This window comes from Kitasatospora sp. NPDC087314, from assembly GCF_044744365.1.
Lineage (GTDB): Bacteria > Actinomycetota > Actinomycetes > Streptomycetales > Streptomycetaceae > Kitasatospora.
Genome location: NZ_JBIUYE010000003.1, coordinates 248,946 through 270,257, shown reverse-complemented (window position 1 = coordinate 270,257; position 21,312 = coordinate 248,946). Strand labels below are relative to the sequence as shown.

The window sequence follows — 21,312 nt, the reverse complement described above, 5'->3', positions numbered from 1 at the left end:
TGGCGCGCGCAGGTTCTCGGAGGGGTCGGATTCGGAGCGGGTCAGACGGTGACGGTGAAGGCGGCCAGGACCCGGTCGGCCAGTTCCCCGTCGCCCTCGACGGTCACCGGTCCGGGGCGACCGCGGCCGCAGGCGAGCCGGAGGTAGGTCTCCCAGTCCATGGTGAGCTGGACGTCCGGGGCCAGGCTGATCGACTCGTCGACGGTGCCACGGCCGGCCGCGTCGACCCGGACGGTGCGCAGGAACTCCACCGGGCCGGTGACGTCCAGCACCAGGGCCGTTCCGGCCGGGGCGCCGGCCTGGTGGGCGACGGCCTTGGGCAGCAGTCCCAGCAGCACGTCCCGGGTGATCAGGGCGGCCGGGGCGGCCAGGTTGCCGGGGGTGTCCAGGGCCCGGCGCAGGTCCTGCTCGTGCACCCAGACGTCGAAGGCCCGCAGGCGCAGCAGCTCGTGGTACGGCACGTCGCGGCTGTGCGGGCCGGCCGGCCAGCGCACCGGCTCCTCGGGCGTCTGCTTGGCGTTCCGCAGCGCCCGGGAGCGGCGGATGATCGTGTACTCCAGCTCGCTGGTCATCTCCAGCGCGGTGTGGCAGCGGCGCTTGTCGACCGGCAGCTCGATGTAGCGGGCGAACTCGGTGGTCACGTGGCGAAGGTCACGCGGCAGCGAGTGGATCGGGCGGGGGTCGCCGAGCAGCTCGGACTCGACCGCGATGACGTGCGAGACGACGTCCCGGACCGACCAGCCGGAGCATTCGGTGGCCCGGTTCCAGGAGCCCTCGGGGAGGGGGGCGACCAGCTCCGATATGGACTCGATGCTCTGGGTCCACGCCTCCGTGTAAGCCTGCACGGTCTGGTTGTCCGTCACGGGAATTTCCGGCCTTCCGTCAGCTTCCTTGCCCTCTGCGCCCGGCCTCCCCGGTCGGCCGGGTTGGTCCGGCTTCCGGGCGCACACGCTAACCGCACGTTACGCTGCCGGGAGACAGCTGGGCAGCGCTTTCGGGTGACGATCGTAGGTCTCTTGCCGTGGACGGTGGTACTGTGCGCGCTTCATTGATCCAAATCGCGGTCTCCGACGCCGAGCCGCCCGCGGAGCGGCGGGCCCGTGCCGCCGCCCTGGTCCGGGCGCAGCAGGGTGCGGACCTGGTGGTCCTGCCGGAGCTGTGGCCGCTCGGCGGCTTCGCGTACGACCTGTGGTCGGACGGCGCCGAGACGCTGGACGGGCCCACCTCGGACGCGATGGCGGCCGCCGCCCGGGCGGCCGGGGTCTGGCTGCACGCCGGTTCGATCGTCGAACGCGATCCGGACGGTCCGATCTACAACACCTCGCTGCTGTTCGCGCCGGACGGCGAGCTGGTGCACACCTACCGCAAGATCCACCGCTTCGGTTTCGACAGTGGTGAGGCGGTGGTGATGGGGGCCGGGCAGGAGATCGTCACCGCGCCCACCGACTTCGCCACCCTGGGCCTGGCCACCTGCTACGACCTGCGCTTCCCGGAGCTGTTCCGGGCGCTTCTGGACGCCGGCGCGCAGCTGCTGGTGGTCCCGGCGGCCTGGCCGGCCCGGCGGCGCGAGCACTGGACGCTGCTGGCCCGGGCGCGCGCGGTGGAGGAGCAGGCGTTCGTGCTGGCCTGCAACACCGCGGGGACGCACGCCGGGGTCGAGCAGGCCGGGCACAGCATCGTGGTGGACCCGTGGGGCCGGGTGCTGGCCGAGGCCGGCACGGAGGAGCAGGTGCTGACCGTCGAGTTCGACCCGGCCGAGGTGGCCAGGGCCCGCGAGGAGTTCCCGGTGCTGCGGGACCGCCTGCTGGGGATCCCGGCGCCGGTCCAGCGCTGACCCCGGGCGGGGCCGGCCAGGGGTTGGTTTGTACCTTCTCGGGGCGGGTTTGAGAAGATGAGCACTCGTCGTGTTCCCCGCCGCTCGATGGCCGGTCCACCGAGGGTCGGCCCGGTCGGCCCGCCCGAGGAGGTCGCGCGCATGTCCGGCAACGGCGCAGGCGACACCCGTCCCGTCATCCAGCGCAACAGCCTGCGCGAGCAGATCGCCGGCGCACTGCGCGAGGAGATGATGGCCGGCCGGTTGGCGGCCGGTCGCAACTTCACCGTCAAGGAGATCGCCGAGCTGTACGGCGTCTCGGCGACCCCGGCCCGCGAGGCGCTGGTCGACCTCGGCTCGCAGGGGCTGCTGCGGGCCGAGCACCACCGCGGATTCACCGTGCCCGCGCTGGGCTGGGACGACTTCCTGGAGATCTTCGAGTCCCGGGTCCTGGTCACCGACAGCTACTACCGCCAGTTCTCCGCCCGCCGGGCGCTGCCGGACCTCACCCGGCTGCCCTCGCTGCGCCGCCGGGCCGACGCGGCGGTCCGGGCGGCCCGGACCGGGAACCTGGACGTGATGGTGGGCTGCGACCGCCGGTTCTGGCAGGAGGTCGCCGCGCTGATCGGCAACCGCCGGATCGGCGACTACCTGGACTGGCTGCGGGTGCAGTCGTGGATGTTCGCCGCCCCCTACCTGCGGGAGATGCCCGTCCTGGCCGGGGTCTGCTGGGACCGCCACCTCGACCTGGTCGACGCCATCGGAGCGGGTGACCTGGCCGGCGCGCACCGGATCATCTGCGAGTACAACCTGTACACCGCCCGGCTGCTGGCCGGGTTGGCCGGGCGGCCGCTGGAGTCGGTGACGGTGCTGGCGCTGCTCACCGAACTCGTGGACGACGAGCCCGCGCCACCGTCCCCGCCCGTCCCCGCCCCGCCCACGGCGGCTCAGCCGGAGGCCCGACCGGCCGCCGGTCGGGTCGGGTCGGGTCGGCGTCGGCCGGGCGAGGAGGTCGGCCGGGAGCTCGGCCGCGAACTCGGACTGGGCCTCGGCCTGGTGCCGCAGCCGCGTGCGGTGCCGTACAGCCGGTTCGGCCGGCGGCTGCCCGAGCCGCCCCCGGACGCACCGCAGGGACGGCCCGACCCGCACCCGGCCCCGGGCCGGTAGGGTGGGCGGTCGTCGAACCGGGCGCTCCGCACAACGGCCGTCCGGGTACCGACCCCGCCCCCGTCGTCGTCCCGCCCTGCGGGCGACCCCGCCACCCGGAGAGGAACTGCCGGCCATGGCCTGCGACCTCTGGCTCGTCCCGCTCGTGGACGTGCTGAGCCACAGCCCCGACAATCCCTTCCGGGACGATCTCGCCCTCTACAACGCCGTGTTGGCCTCGCGCGGGCTGCCCGAGGTGCCGGTCTACCAGTTCGTGCCGGGGATCAGCGGTGCGGTCGAGCCGATAGCCGCCTTCGACTACGACTCGCTGCACTTCCTGCGCCGCGCCTACCTGCTGGGCCTCACCGGGCTGGACATCACGCCGGTGGACTCGCTCGGCGGCGACTACGAGCAGCTGCTGGAGATGTTCGAGAGCAGCGCCGAACAGTCGCACCTGGTCTGGCACTTCGACCACGCGGGCGCCTACGTGCCGATCGAGTTCCCGGCGCCGCTGGTGGACGACGCGCTGCTCGCCTCCGGCGGCCCGCTCGGCTCCAGCCACGGGCTGCTGCGCGAACTGCAGGCCGTCGCCCCGGTGCTGGGCATCGACCCGCTCAACCCGCCGGACCCGACCCGGCCGCTCGGCCCGACCGGCCTGGAGCAGCCGTTCGGGCCGCCGCTGGACGACCTGCACCCCTTCGCCCGCGAGCGGCACGCCTGGGCCGGCCTGTACGCGGCGGCGACCCGCAGCCTCACCCAGGGCTCGATGGTCGTCTTCGCCTGAAGCCCCAGCAGGCCGCTGCCCCTTCGCGGCAGCGGCCGCTCGGCAGCCCCTCGGCCGCCCGTTGCCGCAGCGGCCCTCCGGCACCCGCTACCGCGGCCGCCCGCTACCGCAGCGGCCCCTCCGGCGGCCGCTGGCGCGGCATGGTGGGCCGGGTGCCCGGTGGCGGCAGCACCCGCACCTGGGCACCCACCCCGGTCTCGCTGCGCCCGCCCCAGGTCCCCGGGGCCTGGGTGGGCAGCTGGGTCATGGACGCGCGGAACTCCAGCATCCACTCCGAGGTCTCGGTCCGGACCATGTCCGAGACGTCCTCGCAGAACCGGCGCAGCACGCCGAGGCAGCGCTCGGCGGCCTCGCCCGCGGTGCCCTCGGTCGGGCCGAGCACCTCGCGCACGCACTCCGACGCCCAGTCGAACTGGAAGGCCTCCAGACGGCGTTGCAGCGCCTGCGCGGTGCTGACGTCGCGCATCCAGCCGGAGGTGAGGCCGAACACCCGGTCGGTGCCGTAGCAGGCGGCGGCGAGCGCCAGGCCGACGTAGCCCCAGCTGGTGCCGTGCGATACCGCCCCGGTCAGGTCGACCAGCGGGGCGGTCACCCCGCCCACCGCGAAGCCGGCCGTGCCGAACCGCAGCAGGCGCGCCCAGCGGCGCTTCCAGACCCGGTCCTTGCGGTACCAGTCGATCGCCTCGACCGCCCGCTCCTCGGACCAGCGGTACAGCTCCTCCAGGCGCTCGGCGGGCTCGCCCCAGTCCCCGAGCGGGAACTGGCGGGCGCTCAGATCGGCCCGTCGGCGGGTGGACGCCCGGTCGGCGACGGTCGCGGCGGGCGGGTCCTCCTCGCCGATCTCCTTGCCCCAGGCACTCTCCTCGGGCTGCATTTCCGGCTGGCTCACCTGTGGGGCTCCCTGTGGCGGGCGGGACTGCTGGGTCTGGCGGTCCATCGACTGACGCGGCGTCTGCCGGTGGTTGTCCAACAGCACTTCTTACCGCCAAATGGCTGACCATGGGGGCGCTTCCCCGGTGATCGTTACCGGATTCGGCCACCGGAACCCGAGGTGGGAGGGATGCGGGGGTCGGCGAGATTTCACCCGTCCGAGCGAGGGCCCGGTGACCCGCCGTCCTGACTCGGCCACCCGGCGCGCACCGACCGGGGGAATATTTGGAGGTTCCTCCGACTTCGTCGGCGTACGGAGCTCTTCTCCTGGAGGATCGGACGGGACCGGAGAGCGGCCGGAACTGGCCACCGACTACCCTTGCCAACCGTGAAGGTCCTCGTCATCGGCGGCGGCGCCCGCGAACACGCCCTGTGCCGCTCTCTGTCCCAAGATCCCGCCGTGTCCGAGCTGCACTGTGCCCCGGGCAACGCCGGGATCGCGCAGGTGGCGACGGTCCACCCGGTCGACCAGCTGAACGGTGCGCAGGTCGCCGACCTGGCCGTGCGGCTCGGCGCCGCCCTGGTCGTCGTCGGTCCGGAGGCCCCGCTGGTCGCGGGCGTCTCCGACGCCGTGCGCGCGGTCGGCATCCCGGTGTTCGGCCCGTCCGCGGCAGCTGCCCAGCTGGAAGGCTCGAAGGCCTTCGCCAAGGACGTGATGGCCGCGGCGGCCGTGCCCACCGCCCTCTCCTACGTCTGCACCACCGCCGCCGAGGCGGCCGAGGCGCTGGACGCCTTCGGCCCGCCGTACGTGGTCAAGGACGACGGCCTGGCCGCCGGCAAGGGCGTGGTGGTCACCTCCGACCGCGCGGCCGCGCTGGCGCACGCCGCCTCCTGCGAGCGCGTGGTCATCGAGGAGTTCCTGGACGGCCCCGAGGTCTCGCTGTTCGCGATCACCGACGGCACCACCGTCGTCCCGCTCCAGCCCGCGCAGGACTTCAAGCGCGCGCTGGACGGCGACGAGGGCCCCAACACCGGCGGCATGGGCGCCTACTCGCCGCTGCCGTGGGCGCCCGCCGGGCTGGTCGAGGAGGTCCAGGCGAGTGTCCTGCAGCCGACGGTCGACGAGCTGCGCCGCCGCGGCACCGAGTTCTCCGGCCTGCTGTACGCGGGCCTGGCGCTCACCTCGCGCGGCACCCGGGTGATCGAGTTCAACGCCCGCTTCGGCGATCCGGAGACCCAGGTCGTGCTGGCCCGGCTGCGCACCCCGCTGGCCGCCGTCCTGCTGGCCGCCGCCACCGGCACCCTGGACCAGCTGGAGCCGCTGCGCTGGGACGAGGGCGCGGCCGTCACCGTGGTCGTCGCCTCCGAGGGCTACCCGGCCGCGCCGCGCACCGGCGACCCGATCGAGGGCCTGGCCGAGGCCGAGGCCGACGGGACCGCGTTCGTCCTGCACGCCGGCACCAGGGCCGGTGAGGACGGCCAGGTGCTGAGCGCCGGCGGCCGCGTCCTGTCGGTCACCGCGACCGGCACCGACCTCGTCGAGGCGCGCGACCGCGCGTACGCCGCCGTGGACCGGATCACCCTCAAGGGTGGCCAGCACCGCACCGACATCGCCCTCAAGGCAGCCACCGCCTAGCTAGGGCCTGCCCCCAGGGGCCGTTCGCATACTCCCGGCACCCGCCCGCAGGGCGCTGCGCATCGTGGGATTTCCCCCCATGGACGCAGCGCCCTGCGGGTTTCCGGGGCGGGAGTGGCTCCGGGGGCCGGCGCACCGTTCGGCGGGTGGAATCCAGCCCATCGGGTGACAGCACCAGCATCCAGCTGACGTAACCGGGCGCCCGGCCTTATGGTGCGCTGGATCGCAGTGCGACGTGGCCGTGCGCCGGGGTCGCCGCCGGGTAGCGGCGCTCCCGCGGGGGGATGCTGGACGGCGTCCGGCCGGGCGGGTGCCCGGGTGCTTCGCACCGGACCGGTCGCGGCCGTCCGGAATCCGGGCGGTGTCACCGGGACGAGTGGAAACCGGGGCGATCCGGAACACCCACCCGGGCCCGGGCGTCGAAAATGGCAGAAGCGCCACACAGCATGCACTACCGGGGATCGGACACCTCCGCTTCCCGGTCGGAACTGATCGTTTCGAGTCGGCTCAGGGCCCGTCGCCGGGCGCCCGAGGGCTCCGAAGGGGGTGCCGCACCGTATGGCCGCAGTCGACACCGCGCGCGCTCACGCTCAGGCGGTCCTGCGGGTCCGAGGTCTCGCCCTGGCCGCCGCCGCCATGCCCGCCGCCGTCGCGGTGGTCCTGCTCGCGGGCCGGTTCACCGGGCGGATCGGCGAGCCCGGCTCCTCCGACACCGCCGGGTGGGACGCCGCCCGCTGGGTGGTCTGCGCGGTGGCCGCGCTGACCCTCCTGGTCGCCGGGCTGACCGCCCGCGGCTACCGCGGGGCCGTCCCGCCCCAGACTCCGGCCGTCCCGCTGAAACGCGCGGAGGCCCCCGAGCTGTACCGGCTGATCGACGAACTCGCCGCCCGGCTGGACGTGCCCGCGCCCTCCGCCGTCGCGCTCACCCCGGACTGTGACAGCTGGCTGGAGGACGTCCCGCCCGTGCGGCCGGCCCGCCTGTTCCGGCCGCACCCCGAGCCGCCCGGCCCGGTCCTGGTGATCGGCTCGCCGTTCCTGTGGTGGATGCGGGCCGGCGAACTGCGCGCCCTGCTCGCCCCCGTGGTGGCCGGCGCCGCCGCCTCCGCCGACCCGGAGATCGCCGCCGCCCGCCGCTTCCTGCGCGGCCTGGACGCCAGCCTGGACTCCGGCGAGGTCGCCGCCCCCGGCCTCGGCGGCGGCACCCTGGCGAGCCCGCCCCGGCCGCCCCGTCGCGGCCCGGCAGCGCTCGCCGAGCGGATCACCGGCGGGATCACCCGCCGGCTGCTCGGCTCCTGCCGCGGCCATGCCGCCGAACTGGAGCGCTCCGTCGCGAGCTGGGCCTCCGAGCAGGCCAGGGCGGTGGACTACGGCCTGCGGATCGCCGCCCAGGAGCAGGTCGGCCTGGCCTACGCGGGCTGGGACCGGCTGCTCACCCGGGTCGCGCTGCCCGCCTGGCGGCTCGGCCGCCACCCCGTCCACCTCAACGCCGGCGTGGTCGCCGCCCTCACCGAGCTGTCCCGGCGCGACCGGCTGGCCGACGGCTACGGCAGCCGGCTCGGCGACCGCCCCGCCTGCGACCTGCTGGAGGAGCCCGGCACCGTCGACCGGGCGGTCTCCCGGCTCGCCGCCGAGCTGTTCTTCGGCCGTCCGGCCGCCGGAGCCTGGCACGAGCTGGAGTGGGGCGACTACCCGGCCGACGTGGTGGACGCCGGCTGGCGGGCCCGCGCCGCCGTCCTGCAGGCCGCCCTGGACCGGCTCGCCCCGCAGTCCCGCCCCGGCGCCCCGACGCTCACCCGGCTGCTGGGCCGGCTCGCCGAGGGCGACGGCGAGCGGCTGGCCGCGGCGCTCACCGCCCAGCTGGCCCCCACCACCGCCCCGGCCCCGCTGCTCGAACCCGTTCGGAGCGGTCGCGACCTGCTGGTCGACCACGTCACCGCGATGGTCTGCTGCGCCGCCGTCGACACCGCGGGGGGCGCACCCGGCCTGGACTGGCTGGACGGCCCGGTGCTGCTGCTCGGCGGGGTCCGCCGCACCGATCTGGCCGGGCCGGTCGCCCAGGCCGTCGAGCAGGGCCAGGACGGCCCGCTACGGGCCTGGCTGGACGCCGCCGACGTCCGCCTGGAGAAACCCGTCCGGTTGTGAGCCGGCAGGCGGCGCTCGGTGCTCCGGCGCGCGCCCCCGAACGGTTCCGCGGGCGGCCGTCTCCGCAGGCCGGAGGCCTGGTCCGGGGCGGCCGTGAGATTCCCGGCACGAATTGCGACCGCAGGGTGACGGAGCGCCTGCACTCTGTGGTGTATTAGACCGCACGCACATCCGGGGGGCACGTGCCAACCGGGCGGAAGTGCACCTGGGAGGGGCGCGTGGAGACCGAGCTCAACCGCCGCTGGGAGTCCGGAACGCACGCTTACAGCGTCTCCGACCCCTTCGGTCAGGGTCCGCTGCCCTGGCTGCGCAGCCCGGACCAGTACCTGGCCGGCGCGGAGGGCGCCATCCCCTGGTACGTCTCGGTGGACGCGCCCGGCCAGCGGCCGCTGGCGGCCGGCGCCCGGCCCAAGCCGCCGGTCGGCACCCCGCAGAGCGCCAACGACGTGGACCAGCAGATCAAGGGCTTCGCCTCGGCCGGGGTGATCCGCCCCGGCGGCTCGGTGGACTTCCGGGTCACCGTCAACCCGCCCCGCGAGTTCACCGTGGACGTCTTCCGGATCGGCCACTACGGCGGCGACGGCGCCAGCCACATGACGTCCAGCCCGCTGATCGCCGGGCTGGCCCAGCCGGCCCCGCTGGTGGTCGAGCGGACGGTCTCCTGCCACCACTGGTGGCACTCCTGGCGGCTGCAGATCCCGGTGCACTGGAAGCCCGGCGCCTACGTCGCCGTGCTGACCACCGCGGACATGCTGCACCGCAGCCACATCCCGTTCACGGTCAGGGACTTCGAGGACCGGGAGCACGCCGCCGAACTGCTCCTGGTGGTCCCGGACGTGACCTGGCAGGCCTACAACCTGTTCCCCGAGGACGGCCGCAGCGGCGCCAGCCTCTACCACGCCTGGGACGGCCGGGGCGGCCTGGTCGGCGAGCCGGAGGCGGCCGTCACGGTCTCCTTCGACCGCCCGCACGCCACCGCCGGACTGCCGCTGCACGTCGGCCACGCGTACGACTTCATCCGCTGGGCCGAGCGCTACGGCTACGACCTCTCCTATGCCACCGCCACCGACCTGCACGCGGGCCTGGTCGACCCGGGGCGGCACCGGGCGCTGATCTTCCCCGGCCACGACGAGTACTGGTCCGAGCCGATGCGCCGGGCCGTCGAGCAGGCCAGGGACGACGGCACCTCGCTGGTGTTCCTGTCCGCCAACACCATGTACTGGCGGGTCGAGCTGACCGCCGCCGCCTCCGGCGAACCCAACCGGCTGCTCAACTGCCGCAAACGGCAGAAGGTCGGGCCCGGCAGCCCGGCCGCCGGGGTGCCCGGTTCGGCCAGCGCGCTGTGGCGGGACGCCGGCGAGCCCGAGCAGCACGTGCTCGGCGTCCAGTATTCGGGCCGGGTCGCCGCGCCCGTCCCGCTGGTCGCCCGGCACACCGCGCACTGGCTGTGGGACGGCACCGGCCTGCAGGAGGGCGACGAACTGCCCGGCCTGGTCGCCGGCGAGGCCGACCGGTACTACCCCAAGGTGGCGCTGCCCGAGCACACCGAGCGCGTGCTGCTCGCGCACTCGCCGTACCAGGACCTCACCGGCCGCACCCGCTACCAGGAGACCTCGCTGTACCGGGCGCCCAGCGGCGCGTACGTGTTCGCGGCCGGCACCTTCGCCTGGTCGCCCGCGCTCGGCCGCCCCGGCCTCACCGACGAGCGCATCCAGCGCGCCACCGCCAACCTGCTGGACCACCTCGCCAAGAACTAGGCGCTCAGGGGGCATGAAAGACTGCCGGGGCAGTGACCTCCCCTTTCGCGTGCTCGCGCCCGCGAACGACCCCTGAGGACTGAGACACGTTGAGCGGATTTGTCACCAAGCCTGAGCCGGTCCAGGTGCCCGGCCTGGTCCACCTGCACACCGGCAAGGTGCGCGATCTCTACCGCACCGAGTCGGGCGAACTGGTCATGGTCGCCAGCGACCGGATGTCCGCCCACGACTGGGTGCTGCCGAACGAGATCCCCGACAAGGGCCGCATCCTCACCCAGCTGTCCCTGTGGTGGTTCGAGCGGATCGCCGACATCATCCCCAACCACGTGATCTCCACCGAGGTCCCGGTCGGCGCCCCCGCCGACTGGAAGGGCCGCACGCTGATCTGCCGCAGCCTGGACATGATCCCGGTCGAGGCGGTCGCCCGCGGCTACCTGGCCGGCTCCGGCCTGGCCGAGTACGAGGAGAGCCGTACGGTCTGCGGCATCGCCCTGCCGGAGGGCCTGGAGAACAGCTCCGAGCTGCCCCTGCCGATCTACACCCCGGCGCTCAAGGCCGAGGTCGGCGAGCACGACGAGAACGTCCCGTACGAGGAGACCGCGCGCCGGATCGGCGCCGAGCTGGCCGCCCAGCTGCGCCGCACCACCCTGGACGTCTACGCCCGGGCCCGGGACATCGCCCGCGACCGCGGCATCATCCTGGCCGACACCAAGTTCGAGTTCGGCCTGCTGGACGGCGAGTTGGTGATCGGCGACGAGGTGCTCACCCCGGACTCCTCCCGCTACTGGCCGGCCGACGAGTGGCAGCCGGGCCGCTCGCAGCCGTCCTTCGACAAGCAGCTGATCCGCGACTGGCTGGTCTCCCCGGCCTCCGGCTGGGACCGCCACAGCGAGCAGCCGCCGCCGGAGCTGCCGGCCGAGGTGGTCGAGCAGACCCGGGCCAAGTACATCGAGGTGTACCAGCGGCTGACCGGCACCTCCTGGGCCTGACGCCCGACCGCCCGCGGGCCGGTCCTAGATCCAGCCGTGCTCGCGGGCGATCCGCACCGCCGCGTGCCGGTTCTCCGCGCCCAGCTTGGTGGCCGCCGAGGACAGGTAGTTACGGACGGTGCCGGGGGACAGCGCCGCCCGCTCGGCGATCTCGGCGATCGAGGTGCCGTCGGCGGCCAGCTCCAGGACGTCCGTCTCGCGCGGGGTGAGCGGGGTCTCGCCGGCGCTGATCGCGTCCGCCGCCAGCTCCGGGTCCACGTACCGGCCGCCGGCCCGGACGGTCCGGATGATGCCGGCCAGGTCGGCCGCCGAGACGGTCTTCGGCAGGAAGCCGCGCACCCCCACCTCCAGCGCCCGCTTCAGGTAGCCGGGGCGGCCGTGGCCGGTGACGATCATGCAGCGGCAGTCCGGCAGCAGCCGGCGCAGCTCGGTGGCCACCTCGATGCCGTCCTTGCCGGGCATCTGCAGGTCCAGCACCGCGACGTCCGGGCGGTGGGCCTGCGCCATCGCCAGCGCCTCCGGGCCGGAGCCGGCCTGGGCGACCACGGTGATGTCCTCCTCCAGGGAGAGCAGCGCGGCCATCGCGCCCCGGATCAGGTGCTCGTCGTCGGCGAGCAGGATGCGCACGGGCGCGGTGTCGGTCATCGGCGGTCTTCCTCCGTGGAGTCGGGTCAGAGGGGGACGGAGGCGAGCATCCGGAAGGTGCCCGGAGCGGCCTGCGGGACGGTCAGGTCGCCGCCGTGGGCGGCCAGCCGCTCGCGCAGCCCGCGCAGCCCGGTGCCGCCGCCCTGCGAGGGGAGCGGGGCGGCGGGCACCCCGTCATTCTCCAGCTCCAGCACCGCCCGGCCGTCCTCCTGGTGCAGCCGGATCAGGCAGCGGCGGGCCTCGCTGTGCCGGAGCACGTTGGTCGTGGCCTCGCGGATCACCCAGCCGAGCACCGACTGGACCGGGGGTGGCAGGTGGTCGGCGTCCTCACCGAGGTCGATCTCGCAGGCCACGTCGGCGGAGCGGAGCACCGCGCTGGCGCCGATCGCCTCGGCGTGCAGGTCGGCGGTGCGGTAGCCGCGGACGACGTCCCGGACCTCGCGCTGTGACTCCTGGGCGATCTTCTGCACCTCGGCCATCTGGTCGGCGGCCTCCGGCCGCCCGCGGCGGGCGAGTTGGACGGCGAGTTCGCTCTTGAGCGCGATGGTGGTGAGGTTGCGGCCCATCACGTCGTGCAGGTCGCGGGAGAAGCGCAGCCGCTCCTCGGCGACGGCGAGCCGGGACTGCGCCTCGCGGGCGGCGTCCAGTTCCCAGACGATGGCGGTGATCCAGGCGAAGCTGCGGCAGCTGCCGATGAGCAGGGCCATCCCGAAGGTCGCTCCGATCAGCAGCCCGGCCGTGGTGGCGGCGCCGACCCCGGCGAGCAGCAGTGCGGGGGCGAGCAGCAGCACCAGGCCGAGTCCGCCGAGGCAGGCCCAGCGCAGTGGCAGTCCCACGCTCATCGGGCCGACGCTCGCGCCCAGCAGGCAGGTGGCGATCACCGCGGTGAACGGCGCTCCGTGGGGGTGCGACGGTCCGGCGGAGGACGGGCCGAGCAGCAGGACGGCCCAGGAACCGACCACCGTGAGCGTGCCGTTGACGACCAGCCAGCGCAGGTACTCGCTGGGGCGCCGCAGGTAGTGGTCGAGCGAGGTGCGGTACGCCCGGAGGGTGACCAGGGTGGAGGCGAGCGAGACGACCAGGGCGACCTGGACGGCCGTGCCGGACTGCGCGACCTGCACGGTGGACGCGCTGGCCAGCAGGTTCACCGGCAGCATGATCCAGGCCATCAGGTAGAGCGACCAGCGGAAGTACAGCTCGGCGCGCTGCGGCTTGCCGAAGCCCTTCCACCGGCGGACCGGCCCCCGGACGTCCATCGAATTGCTCTCCGTTCGATCACTACCCTGTCGATGCCTTCATATCAGAGGTGGAATGGGAGCAGAGCCTTCGGATTCGAAACCGTGTCCGCCGGGGCGTCAGCGGCGCGACTCCCAGCGGAAGTAGCGCACCGCGCCCCAGACCGCCAGGCCGAGCCAGACGGCGCCGGTGACCAGGTGCGGGGCGGCGGTGGACCAGGTGCCGGCGAAGCCGGTGGCGGCCGCCGAGCCGTCGGTGCCGGTCCAGCCGATGCGGATCAGCTGGAAGGCCGGGGTGGTGGGCAGCAGCCGGCAGAAGTCGGCCAGCTGCGGGGGCATGACCTCCAGCGGGATGAGCAGGCCGGAGCCGAACTGGGAGATCAGCAGCACCGGGAGGGTGGTGATGCCGGCGGTCTCGACGGTCTTGGTGAAGGCACTGGAGACGGCGGCCAGCGCCATCATGGTGCCGATGCTCAGGACCAGCCCGGCGGCCAGCAGCAGCGGGTTCACCGGCGTGCTGAGCTTGAGGACGGCGGCGCCGCCGACGGAGACCACGGCGCACATCAGCAGGGCGAGCGTCACCGAGGGCACCGCCGTGCCGGCCAGGATCTCCACGTCCCGGGCCTCGCCGGTGCGCAGCCGCTTGAGCACCAGTTCGTTGCGGCGGGCGACGTACGCGGCGGTCAGGTTGTAGTAGACGACGAACGCCAGGATGCCGCCGATGGTGCCGGTGATCAGCAGCGTGTCGACGTCCAGTCCGGGGTGGGACTCGGCCTGCTGCTTGAGCATGTTGCGCCGGCCGGCGATCAGCAGCAGCGGCAGCAGCAGGGCGGTGAACAGGGCGGTGCGGTTGCGCAGCAGCAGGGTGGCCTCGGCGCGGCCGAGGGAGAGCAGGCGCCGGGGGGAGGTGCTCTGCGGGCCGACGGTGGTGGTGGCGGTCTTTCCGGCGGTGGCGGCGGTGGTCATCGGGCGGATCCGATCAGGCGGCGGCGGGCGGGGCGGGCGGTGGTGGCGGGCGACTGGGGCGGGGCCTGGTGGGCGGCCTCGGAGGCGATGGCGAGGAAGGCCTCCTCCAGCGAGGCGCTGCGGGCGTCCAGGGCGCCGAGCGCGATCCCGTGCTGCTGGGCCCAGCCGAGCAGGTCGAAGAGGGTGCGCTGGAGGCCGGTGGTCTGCACGGTGACCTTGCGGCCGTCGACGGTGATCTCGGCCCCGGCGAGGACCGGCAGCGCCGTCCCGGTGTACTCGGGCAGTTCGAAGCTGACCCGGGAGGGCCGGCCGGCGATCACCTCGGCGACGGTGCCGGTGGTGACGACCTGGCCGCCGTGCATGATGGCCAGCCGGTCGGCGAGTTCCTCCGCCTCCTCCAGGTAGTGCGTGGTGAGCAGCACGGTGGTGCCCTGGGCGCGCAGTTCGCGGACGAGCCGCCAGACGGCGGCGCGCGCCTCCGGGTCGAGGCCGGTGCTGGGCTCGTCCAGGAAGAGCACCTCGGGACGGCCGAGCAGGGCCATCGCGAGGTCGAGCCGGCGCCGCTCGCCGCCGGACAGCTGCTTGACCCGGACGCCGCGGCGGTGACCGAGGCCGACCAGCTCCAGGGCCTCCTCCACCGGGCGGGCGCCGCTGGTCATCCCGGCCCAGCTGCGGCCGGTCTCGGCGACGGTGAGGTCGCCGGGGAAGCCGCCCTCCTGGAGCATGATGCCGATCCGCGGGCGGACGGCGGCGCGCTCCCGGTGGGGGTCGTGGCCGAGCACCCGGACGGTGCCGCCGGTGGGGGCGGCCAGGCCCTCGATGAGTTCCATGGTGGAGGTCTTGCCGGCCCCGTTGGTGCCGAGCAGGGCGAACAGCTCACCGCGGCCGACGGCCAGGTCGACGCCGCGGACGGCGTGGTAGCCGGTGGTGCCGGTGCCGTAGTGGCGGTGCAGGTCGGTGACCTCGATCACGCTGTCGCCGGAGCGGAAGGGCTGGCTCGTTTCCATGCCTCCAGCCTTCCGCCGTCCCGGCCGCGCGGGCAGTGCGCGCCGTCATGACCTGGGGGTGGGGATCCACGGGTCGGCGGTGACAAATGTCATGGGCCGGGCCGCCGTGGCCGCAGCGGGAATGCGGTTCGGCCGGATTGTCCGTGGGCGGGACTTCGGCGCGACTTCGGGGGCCCTTCGGCGGGAATGTCGAAGGGCCCCCTCGATCGAGGGGGCCCTTCGTTCTGGAGCGGACGACGAGATTCGAACTCGCGACCCTCACCTTGGCAAGGTGATGCTCTACCAACTGAGCCACGTCCGCAGGTCAAACTATGGAGTTGTGCTGTGCTCGCGCACTGCGAGCGGACGACGAGATTCGAACTCGCGACCCTCACCTTGGCAAGGTGATGCTCTACCAACTGAGCCACGTCCGCACGGTGCCTGGTGGGGCACCGGCCGCCTCTCCGGATCACTCCTTTGCGGCGACGAGGAATACTCTACAGCATCGTTCGGGGTGGTCGCCCCACCCTTTCGGTCCAGGCGGGCGGGGCGACCGGTGCGCTACCCGGGGCGGTCAGTTCGCCGCGGCGAACTCCTCGTACACGTGCTTGGGGATGCGGCCGCGGGCCGGCAGCTCCATGCCGCGCGACTGGGCCCAGGCGCGGACCGCGGCCGGGTCCGGGGTGAGCGCGGTGCGGCGGAAGGACTTTCCGGTACGGCTCTGGCGGCGGCCGGCCGCGACGAACGGAGCGAGGGCCTCCCGCAGCTTTTCCGCGTTGTCCACGGACAGGTCGATCTCGTACGACTTCCCGTCGACGCCGAAGTGGACGGTTTCCGCCGCGGCGCCGCCGTCCAGGTCGTCGGAGAGCGTGACAACTACACGCTGAGCCATGGGTGTCAATCCTCTCGGGCAATTCGGCCGCTGGTCCGCGGGGTGCGTCCGGGGGCCTGATGTGCACCACTCGCGTAAGCGCATACGGGCAGGCCTGGTGGCCTGCCGGATACGCAGCACTTGCCGCGACAGGTGGCCCTATTCTGCACCCGAAGGGGGTCGAAATCGAAGAGTCCGGCATTCTTTTCCGGATATTCACGTGTCTTCGCCGGGATGCCGGATACCGGAGTGCCGACGGGTCGATCTGTCCCGGAGTGCCGTATTCGGGTGTTCTTCGGGTGTTCTCGTTCCGGGGTCCGAATCCGCTGAAACCGGCCGGCCCGGGCGGGGGTCGGCGGGCCCGGATCCCTTGTCGCGTAAGGGTCTCGGGTCTACGCGCGTCGCTATCCCCGGCCAGCAATCCTGCCCGAAACCCCCGGTAGTCTGGGGTTCCCCCGCCTCACCGAAGACACCACCGGGAGTGCCAGTGGCACGCGTCGTAGTCGACGTCATGCTCAAGCCGGAGATCCTCGACCCCCAGGGACAGGCGGTGCAGCGTGCACTGCCCCGCCTCGGATTCACCGGGATCGCCGACGTCCGCCAGGGCAAGCGTTTCGAGCTGGAAGTGGAGGGCCCGGTCGACGACGCCGCGCTCGCCCGTATCCGCGAAGCCGCCGAGACCTTTCTCGCCAACACCGTGATCGAGGACTTCACCGTCCGGGTCGAGGAGGCGGCGAAGTGACCACCCGCGTGGGCGTCGTCACTTTCCCCGGCTCCCTCGACGACCGCGACGCCCAGCGCGCGGTCCGTCTGGCCGGCGCCGAGCCGGTCGCCCTCTGGCACCGTGACAAGGATCTCCACCAGGTCGACGCCGTCGTCCTGCCGGGCGGATTCAGTTACGGCGACTATCTGCGCTGCGGCGCGATCTCCCGCTTCTCGCCGGTCATGGAGACCGTCATCGGGCAGGCGAAGCTGGGAATGCCGGTCCTCGGTATCTGCAACGGCTTCCAGGTGCTCTGCGAATCGCACCTGCTGCCCGGCGCGCTCACCCGCAACGACTCGCTGCACTTCGTCTGCCGCGACCAGAAGCTGAGCATCGAGAACGCCGGCACCGCGTGGACCCGGGATTACTCGGCGGGCCAGGAAATCGTCGTTCCGCTGAAGAACGGCGAGGGCCGGTTCGTCGCCGACGAGCACGTCCTGGACGAACTGGAGGCGGAGGGCCGGGTGGTCGCCCGTTACCTGGACGTCAACCCGAACGGTTCGTACCGCGACATCGCGGGCATCACCAACGCCGCCGGCAATGTCGTCGGCCTGATGCCGCACCCGGAGCACGCCGTGGAGCCGCTCACCGGTCCGACCGTCGAGGGCCTGGGCTTCTTCACTTCCGTCCTGAAGCAGCTGGTGAACGCCTGATGAGCCTCGACACCGTCAAGAACGCCGAGCAGACCCCGGACGTCGCCCAGCCCTGGGCCGAACTCGGCCTCAAGGAGGACGAGTACGCGCGCATCCGGGAGATTCTCGGCCGCCGCCCGACCGGCGCCGAACTCGCGATGTACTCGGTCATGTGGTCGGAGCACTGTTCGTACAAGAGCAGCAAGGTCCACCTGAAGCAGTTCGGCGAGAAGAAGCCCGACTCGGACGCGATGCTCGTCGGCATCGGCGAGAACGCCGGTGTGGTCGACGTCGGCCAGGGTTACGCGGTGACCTTCAAGGTCGAGTCGCACAACCACCCGTCGTACATCGAGCCCTACCAGGGCGCGGCCACCGGCATCGGCGGCATCGTGCGCGACATCCTGGCGATGGGCGCCCGCCCGGTCGCCGTGATGGACCCGCTGCGGTTCGGTGCGGCCGACCACCCGGACACCCGGCGCGTGCTGCCCGGGATCGTCGCGGGCATCGGTGGCTACGGCAACTGCCTGGGCCTGCCGAACATCGGCGGCGAGGTCGTCTTCGACTCCTGCTACCAGGGCAACCCGCTGGTCAACGCGCTGTGCGTGGGCGTCATGAAGCACGAGGACATCCACCTCGCGCAGGCCTCCGGCGCCGGCAACAAGGTCATCCTGTACGGCGCCCGCACCGGCGGCGACGGCATCGGCGGCGTCTCGGTGCTCGCCTCCGAGACCTTCGACGACACCAAGCCGACCAAGCGCCCGGCGGTCCAGGTCGGCGACCCGTTCCAGGAGAAGCTCCTGATCGAGTGCACCCTGGAGATCTTCCGGGAGAAGCTCGTCAAGGGCATCCAGGACCTCGGCGGCGCCGGCCTGTCCTGCGCCACCAGCGAGCTGGCCTCGGCCGGCTCCGGCGGCATGCGGGTCGAGCTGGACACCGTGCCGCTGCGCGACAACACGCTCTCGCCGGAGGAGATCCTCATGAGCGAGTCGCAGGAGCGCATGTGCGCCATCGTCGAGCCCGACAAGGTCGACCGCTTCCTGGAGATCTGCGAGAAGTGGGACGTCATCGCCACCGTCATCGGTGAGGTGACCGACGGCGAGCGCCTGGAGATCTTCTGGCACGGCGAGCTCGTCGTCGACGTGCCGCCGCGCACCGTCGCCCACGAGGGCCCGACCTACCAGCGTCCGTACGCCCGCCCGAGCTGGCAGGACGCGCTGCAGGCCGACGCCCCCACCGGCGAGCGGCTGGCCCGCCCGACCACCGGCGAGGGCCTCAAGGCCGACCTGCTGAAGGTCGCCGGCTCCCCGAACCAGGCCTCCAAGTCCTGGATCACCGACCAGTACGACCGCTACGTGCTCGGCAACACCGTGCTCTCGGTCGGCGAGGACTCGGGCATGATCCGGATCGACGAGGAGACCAACCTCGGCGTCTCGGTCGCCACCGACGGCAACGGCCGCTACGCCAAGCTGGACCCGTACACCGGCGCCCAGCTGGCCCTCGCCGAGGCCTACCGCAACGTCGCGGCCGGCGGCGCCAAGCCGCTCGCGGTCTCCGACTGCCTCAACTTCGGCTCCCCCGAGGACCCGGACGTGATGTGGCAGTTCGCCGAGGCCACCCGTGGCCTGGCCGACGCCTGCCTGGTGCTCGGCACCCCGGTCACCGGCGGCAACGTCTCGCTGTACAACCAGACCGGCGAGGTCGCCATCCACCCGACCCCGGTGGTCGCGGTGCTCGGCGTCATCGACGACGTCACCCGGCGCACGCCGATCGCCTTCACCGAGGAGGGGCAGCTGCTCTACCTGCTCGGTGACACCGCGGACGAGCTCGGCGGCTCGGCCTGGTCGCAGGTGGTCCACGACCACCTCGGCGGCCTGCCGCCCAAGGTCGACCTGGAGCGCGAGCGGCTGCTCGGCGACATCCTGATCGCCGCCTCGCGCGACGGCATGATCGACGCCGCGCACGACCTCTCGGACGGCGGCCTCGGCCAGGCGCTCGTCGAGAGCTGCCTCAAGGGCGGCCGCGGCGCGCGGATCATCGTGCCCGAGGGCGTGGACCCGTTCGTCCTCCTGTTCTCGGAGTCGGCCGGCCGCGCCGTCGTGGCCGTGCCGCGCAGCGAGGAGCTCCGGTTCAACGACATGTGCACCGCGCGCGGCCTGCCGGCCACCCGCATCGGTGTCGTGGACGGTGAATCCCTGGACGTCCAGGGCCAGTTCACCGTCTCGCTGGCCGAGCTGAAGGACGCCCACACCGGCGTCATCGAGGCTCTGCTCGCCTGATCGCGGCGGCCCCCCGTGGGCGGCCTCCGAGGGGCGGACGGTTCGGTCGAACCGTCCGCCCCTCGGCGTATGTTGGGGCCCATGCCTCCCAAACCCCGTACGTACCAGCCCGCGAAGGTGATCGCCGCCCTGGTCGCGCAGACCGGCGCGCTGCGTACCGCCGTCCACGAGCTCTGCGCCCGCCCGGACGCCGCGGAGCGGCTGGCCCGGCCGACCAGGATGGGGGAGTGGACGGTCCGCGAGTTGCTCGCCCACCTCGCCGTCCAGATCGACTGGGTCCCGGCGCACTTCGACGATCCGCAGGAGGGCCGGCCGCCGCTGGACCTGCCGGGCTGGGTGGCCGCGGTCGGCACGGTCGCGCCGCTGCTCGACGAGCAGGCGCGGGCGACGGCCCGGGGCGAGTTCGCCGGGGATCCAGCCTCGGTGGCGCAGGCCTTCGACCGGGCCGCGAGCGGACTGGTCCACCTGCTCTCCGAGGACGGAGTCCGGGACCCGCAGCGCCGGTTCGAGATCCGGCTCGGCTCGATGACGCTCGCCGACATGCTGGTGACCCGGCTGGTGGAGACCGTCGTGCACGCCGACGACCTGGCGGCGGCGCTCGGCCTCGACGGCTTCCCGCACGACCGGCAGGCCGTCGCCGCCGTCACCCGGCTGCTGGCCGACGCCTTCGCCGAGCGCGCCCCCGGCGGCGCGGTCGAGCTGCGGATCCCGCCGTACGCCGTCGTGCAGGCCGTCGAGGGGCCCCGGCACACCCGGGGGACCCCGCCGAACGTGGTCGAGACCGATCCGCTGACCTGGATCCGGCTGGCCACCGGCCGGGCGGACTGGGCGGCCGCGGTGGACGCCGCGGCGGTCTCCGCCTCCGGCGAGCGCAGCGACCTGCGGGCCTACCTGCCGGTGCTCGGGTAGCCGGGGCCGGTGCCGGGCGTCGAGGCCTCGGCGTGGGCCTCGGCGGGGCGGCCCTGCGCAGCGGCGCTCCGGGGTACGGCGCTCCGGGCTACGGCACCGACGGCCCGCTCAGGTAGGTGCCGTTCTCCGAGTACGGCCAGGCGTTCGGCGCGCAGCCCTTGAGCCCGTAGATCTGCTGCATCATCGCGGGTGCCGGCTGGCCCGGGCCGGGGCAGCCCTCGTGCCCGTGGCCTATCCGGTGGCCGACCTCGTGGTTGACGATCAGCGCCCGGTACTCGTCGATCGAACCGCTGAACTGCGGTGAACCGGTGTTCCAGCGCTTGGAGTTGACGAGCACCTGGTTGCCGACGTTGCAGTTCACCTCGCCGTGGGTGTCCAGGCCGGAGGCGCCGCAGATCCTGTCCACGGTGGCCGGCGAGGCGATCTTCACGGTGAAGTCGTAGCCGCCGCCGGCGACCAGTTGGAAGCCGTTCTTGCGGTCGTTGGTCCAGCCGCGCTTGTCGCCGAGGACGCCGTGGATCTGGGTGGCGGCGGCCGGGGCGTCGATGCCTATGCCGTCCTCGACCTCCACCCGGTAGCGGCGCACGTTGCCGCGTCCGACCGGCTGGGCGGTGGCGGGGGCGATGCTGAAGGTGCCCGCGCCCTTGGCCGGGCCCGGGTCGGGCGCGGTGGGCGTGGGGGTGGGTTCCGGGGTCGGGGCGGGCGGCGCGCTCGGGGTGTCGGCCGCGGTCGGCGTCGGCGTGGCGGGCACGGGGGTCTGCTCGGCGGGCGGGGCGACCCGTGCCTGGGCGGTCGGCCCGGCGTCGGGCGCATCGGCGGAACGATTCAGCACGACCGCCGTACCGCCCAGCACCGCCACCGTCGTGACCAGTGCCGCGAGCATGCCAGGCCC

At 73.6% G+C, this 21,312-nt stretch carries 19 protein-coding genes and 2 tRNA genes; 11 read left to right on the top strand and 10 right to left on the bottom strand.

All coding sequences use genetic code 11. The annotated features are described in order from the left end of the window. Positions 1 to 41: 41 nt before the first annotated feature. Entirely contained in the window at positions 42 to 863 is an 822-nt protein-coding gene (locus ACIO5E_RS07730) for a maleylpyruvate isomerase family mycothiol-dependent enzyme (RefSeq protein WP_400664842.1), read from the bottom strand. 173 nt (positions 864 to 1,036) lie between these two features. Here ACIO5E_RS07730 and ACIO5E_RS07725 point away from each other — a divergent pair, with 173 nt between their 5' ends. The 3 genes from ACIO5E_RS07725 to ACIO5E_RS07715 all read left to right on the top strand — a co-directional run bounded on the left by ACIO5E_RS07725 (position 1,037) and on the right by ACIO5E_RS07715 (position 3,743). Further along, entirely contained in the window at positions 1,037 to 1,834 is a 798-nt protein-coding gene (locus tag ACIO5E_RS07725; protein WP_400664840.1) for a carbon-nitrogen family hydrolase, read from the top strand. 141 nt (positions 1,835 to 1,975) lie between these two features. Further along, positions 1,976 to 2,980 (top strand): GntR family transcriptional regulator, encoded by a 1,005-nt coding sequence (locus tag ACIO5E_RS07720; protein WP_400664839.1) that lies wholly within the window; start codon positions 1,976 to 1,978, stop codon positions 2,978 to 2,980. A gap of 115 nt (positions 2,981 to 3,095) precedes the next feature. Further along, the gene (locus ACIO5E_RS07715) at positions 3,096 to 3,743 is read left to right on the top strand and encodes a hypothetical protein (RefSeq protein WP_280673803.1); all 648 of its coding nucleotides are present in this window, start codon (positions 3,096 to 3,098) and stop codon (positions 3,741 to 3,743) included. Between the two features lie 103 nt (positions 3,744 to 3,846). Here ACIO5E_RS07715 and ACIO5E_RS07710 read toward each other — a convergent pair whose 3' ends face one another. After that, positions 3,847 to 4,632 (bottom strand): SLATT domain-containing protein, encoded by a 786-nt coding sequence (locus ACIO5E_RS07710; RefSeq protein WP_400664836.1) that lies wholly within the window; start codon positions 4,630 to 4,632, stop codon positions 3,847 to 3,849. Between the two features lie 369 nt (positions 4,633 to 5,001). Here ACIO5E_RS07710 and purD point away from each other — a divergent pair, with 369 nt between their 5' ends. The 4 genes from purD (at position 5,002) to ACIO5E_RS07690 (ending at position 11,137) form a co-directional block, all read left to right on the top strand. Then, on the top strand, positions 5,002 to 6,249 hold the full coding sequence (gene purD / locus ACIO5E_RS07705; protein WP_400664835.1) for a phosphoribosylamine--glycine ligase: 1,248 nt from the start codon (positions 5,002 to 5,004) through the stop codon (positions 6,247 to 6,249). Positions 6,250 to 6,807: 558 nt separating this feature from the next. After that, entirely contained in the window at positions 6,808 to 8,391 is a 1,584-nt protein-coding gene (locus ACIO5E_RS07700; RefSeq protein WP_400664833.1) for a hypothetical protein, read from the top strand. A 218-nt stretch (positions 8,392 to 8,609) separates the two neighbouring features. Continuing rightward, positions 8,610 to 10,148 carry a N,N-dimethylformamidase beta subunit family domain-containing protein gene (locus tag ACIO5E_RS07695; RefSeq protein WP_400664831.1) on the top strand — a complete coding sequence of 513 codons (1,539 nt, stop codon included), beginning with the start codon at positions 8,610 to 8,612 and terminating at the stop codon, positions 10,146 to 10,148. An 89-nt stretch (positions 10,149 to 10,237) separates the two neighbouring features. Further along, positions 10,238 to 11,137 (top strand): phosphoribosylaminoimidazolesuccinocarboxamide synthase, encoded by a 900-nt coding sequence (locus tag ACIO5E_RS07690; RefSeq protein WP_400664829.1) that lies wholly within the window; start codon positions 10,238 to 10,240, stop codon positions 11,135 to 11,137. Positions 11,138 to 11,161: 24 nt separating this feature from the next. On the opposite strand, the gene ACIO5E_RS07685 is transcribed toward ACIO5E_RS07690, so the two are convergent. The 7 genes from ACIO5E_RS07685 to ACIO5E_RS07655 form a co-directional block, all read right to left on the bottom strand. Continuing rightward, positions 11,162 to 11,782: a response regulator transcription factor gene (locus tag ACIO5E_RS07685; RefSeq protein WP_280673791.1), complete on the bottom strand. Its 621-nt coding sequence runs from the start codon at positions 11,780 to 11,782 to the stop codon at positions 11,162 to 11,164. Between the two features lie 26 nt (positions 11,783 to 11,808). Then, positions 11,809 to 13,038, bottom strand: coding sequence for a sensor histidine kinase (locus tag ACIO5E_RS07680; protein WP_400664827.1), 1,230 nt, complete (start codon positions 13,036 to 13,038; stop codon positions 11,809 to 11,811). Positions 13,039 to 13,137: 99 nt separating this feature from the next. After that, positions 13,138 to 13,983, bottom strand: coding sequence for an ABC transporter permease (locus tag ACIO5E_RS07675; RefSeq protein ID WP_400664825.1), 846 nt, complete (start codon positions 13,981 to 13,983; stop codon positions 13,138 to 13,140). Then, positions 13,980 to 14,990 carry an ABC transporter ATP-binding protein gene (locus ACIO5E_RS07670; protein WP_400664823.1) on the bottom strand — a complete coding sequence of 337 codons (1,011 nt, stop codon included), beginning with the start codon at positions 14,988 to 14,990 and terminating at the stop codon, positions 13,980 to 13,982. Before ACIO5E_RS07670 ends, ACIO5E_RS07675 begins: the two co-directional genes overlap by 4 nt. A gap of 225 nt (positions 14,991 to 15,215) precedes the next feature. Then, positions 15,216 to 15,291 (bottom strand) — tRNA-Gly (locus ACIO5E_RS07665). A 39-nt stretch (positions 15,292 to 15,330) separates the two neighbouring features. Further along, positions 15,331 to 15,403: transfer RNA gene (locus ACIO5E_RS07660), tRNA-Gly, on the bottom strand. Between the two features lie 140 nt (positions 15,404 to 15,543). Further along, positions 15,544 to 15,861 (bottom strand): Lsr2 family protein, encoded by a 318-nt coding sequence (locus ACIO5E_RS07655; RefSeq protein WP_280673786.1) that lies wholly within the window; start codon positions 15,859 to 15,861, stop codon positions 15,544 to 15,546. A 466-nt stretch (positions 15,862 to 16,327) separates the two neighbouring features. Here ACIO5E_RS07655 and purS point away from each other — a divergent pair, with 466 nt between their 5' ends. The 4 genes from purS to ACIO5E_RS07635 all read left to right on the top strand — a co-directional run bounded on the left by purS (position 16,328) and on the right by ACIO5E_RS07635 (position 20,420). Next, complete coding sequence (gene purS / locus ACIO5E_RS07650) at positions 16,328 to 16,582, top strand: phosphoribosylformylglycinamidine synthase subunit PurS (RefSeq protein ID WP_045692676.1); 255 nt, start codon at positions 16,328 to 16,330, stop codon at positions 16,580 to 16,582. After that, the gene (gene purQ, locus ACIO5E_RS07645; protein WP_400664821.1) at positions 16,579 to 17,256 is read left to right on the top strand and encodes a phosphoribosylformylglycinamidine synthase subunit PurQ; all 678 of its coding nucleotides are present in this window, start codon (positions 16,579 to 16,581) and stop codon (positions 17,254 to 17,256) included. Before purS ends, purQ begins: the two co-directional genes overlap by 4 nt. Next, a complete protein-coding gene (purL, locus tag ACIO5E_RS07640) occupies positions 17,256 to 19,511 on the top strand; it encodes a phosphoribosylformylglycinamidine synthase subunit PurL (protein WP_400664820.1) in 2,256 nt (751 codons plus the stop codon). Before purQ ends, purL begins: the two co-directional genes overlap by 1 nt. A gap of 81 nt (positions 19,512 to 19,592) precedes the next feature. Then, on the top strand, positions 19,593 to 20,420 hold the full coding sequence (locus ACIO5E_RS07635) for a sterol carrier family protein (RefSeq protein ID WP_400664819.1): 828 nt from the start codon (positions 19,593 to 19,595) through the stop codon (positions 20,418 to 20,420). Between the two features lie 88 nt (positions 20,421 to 20,508). On the opposite strand, the gene ACIO5E_RS07630 is transcribed toward ACIO5E_RS07635, so the two are convergent. Next, positions 20,509 to 21,303 carry a DUF3152 domain-containing protein gene (locus tag ACIO5E_RS07630; RefSeq protein WP_400664817.1) on the bottom strand — a complete coding sequence of 265 codons (795 nt, stop codon included), beginning with the start codon at positions 21,301 to 21,303 and terminating at the stop codon, positions 20,509 to 20,511. Positions 21,304 to 21,312 lie beyond the last annotated feature (9 nt).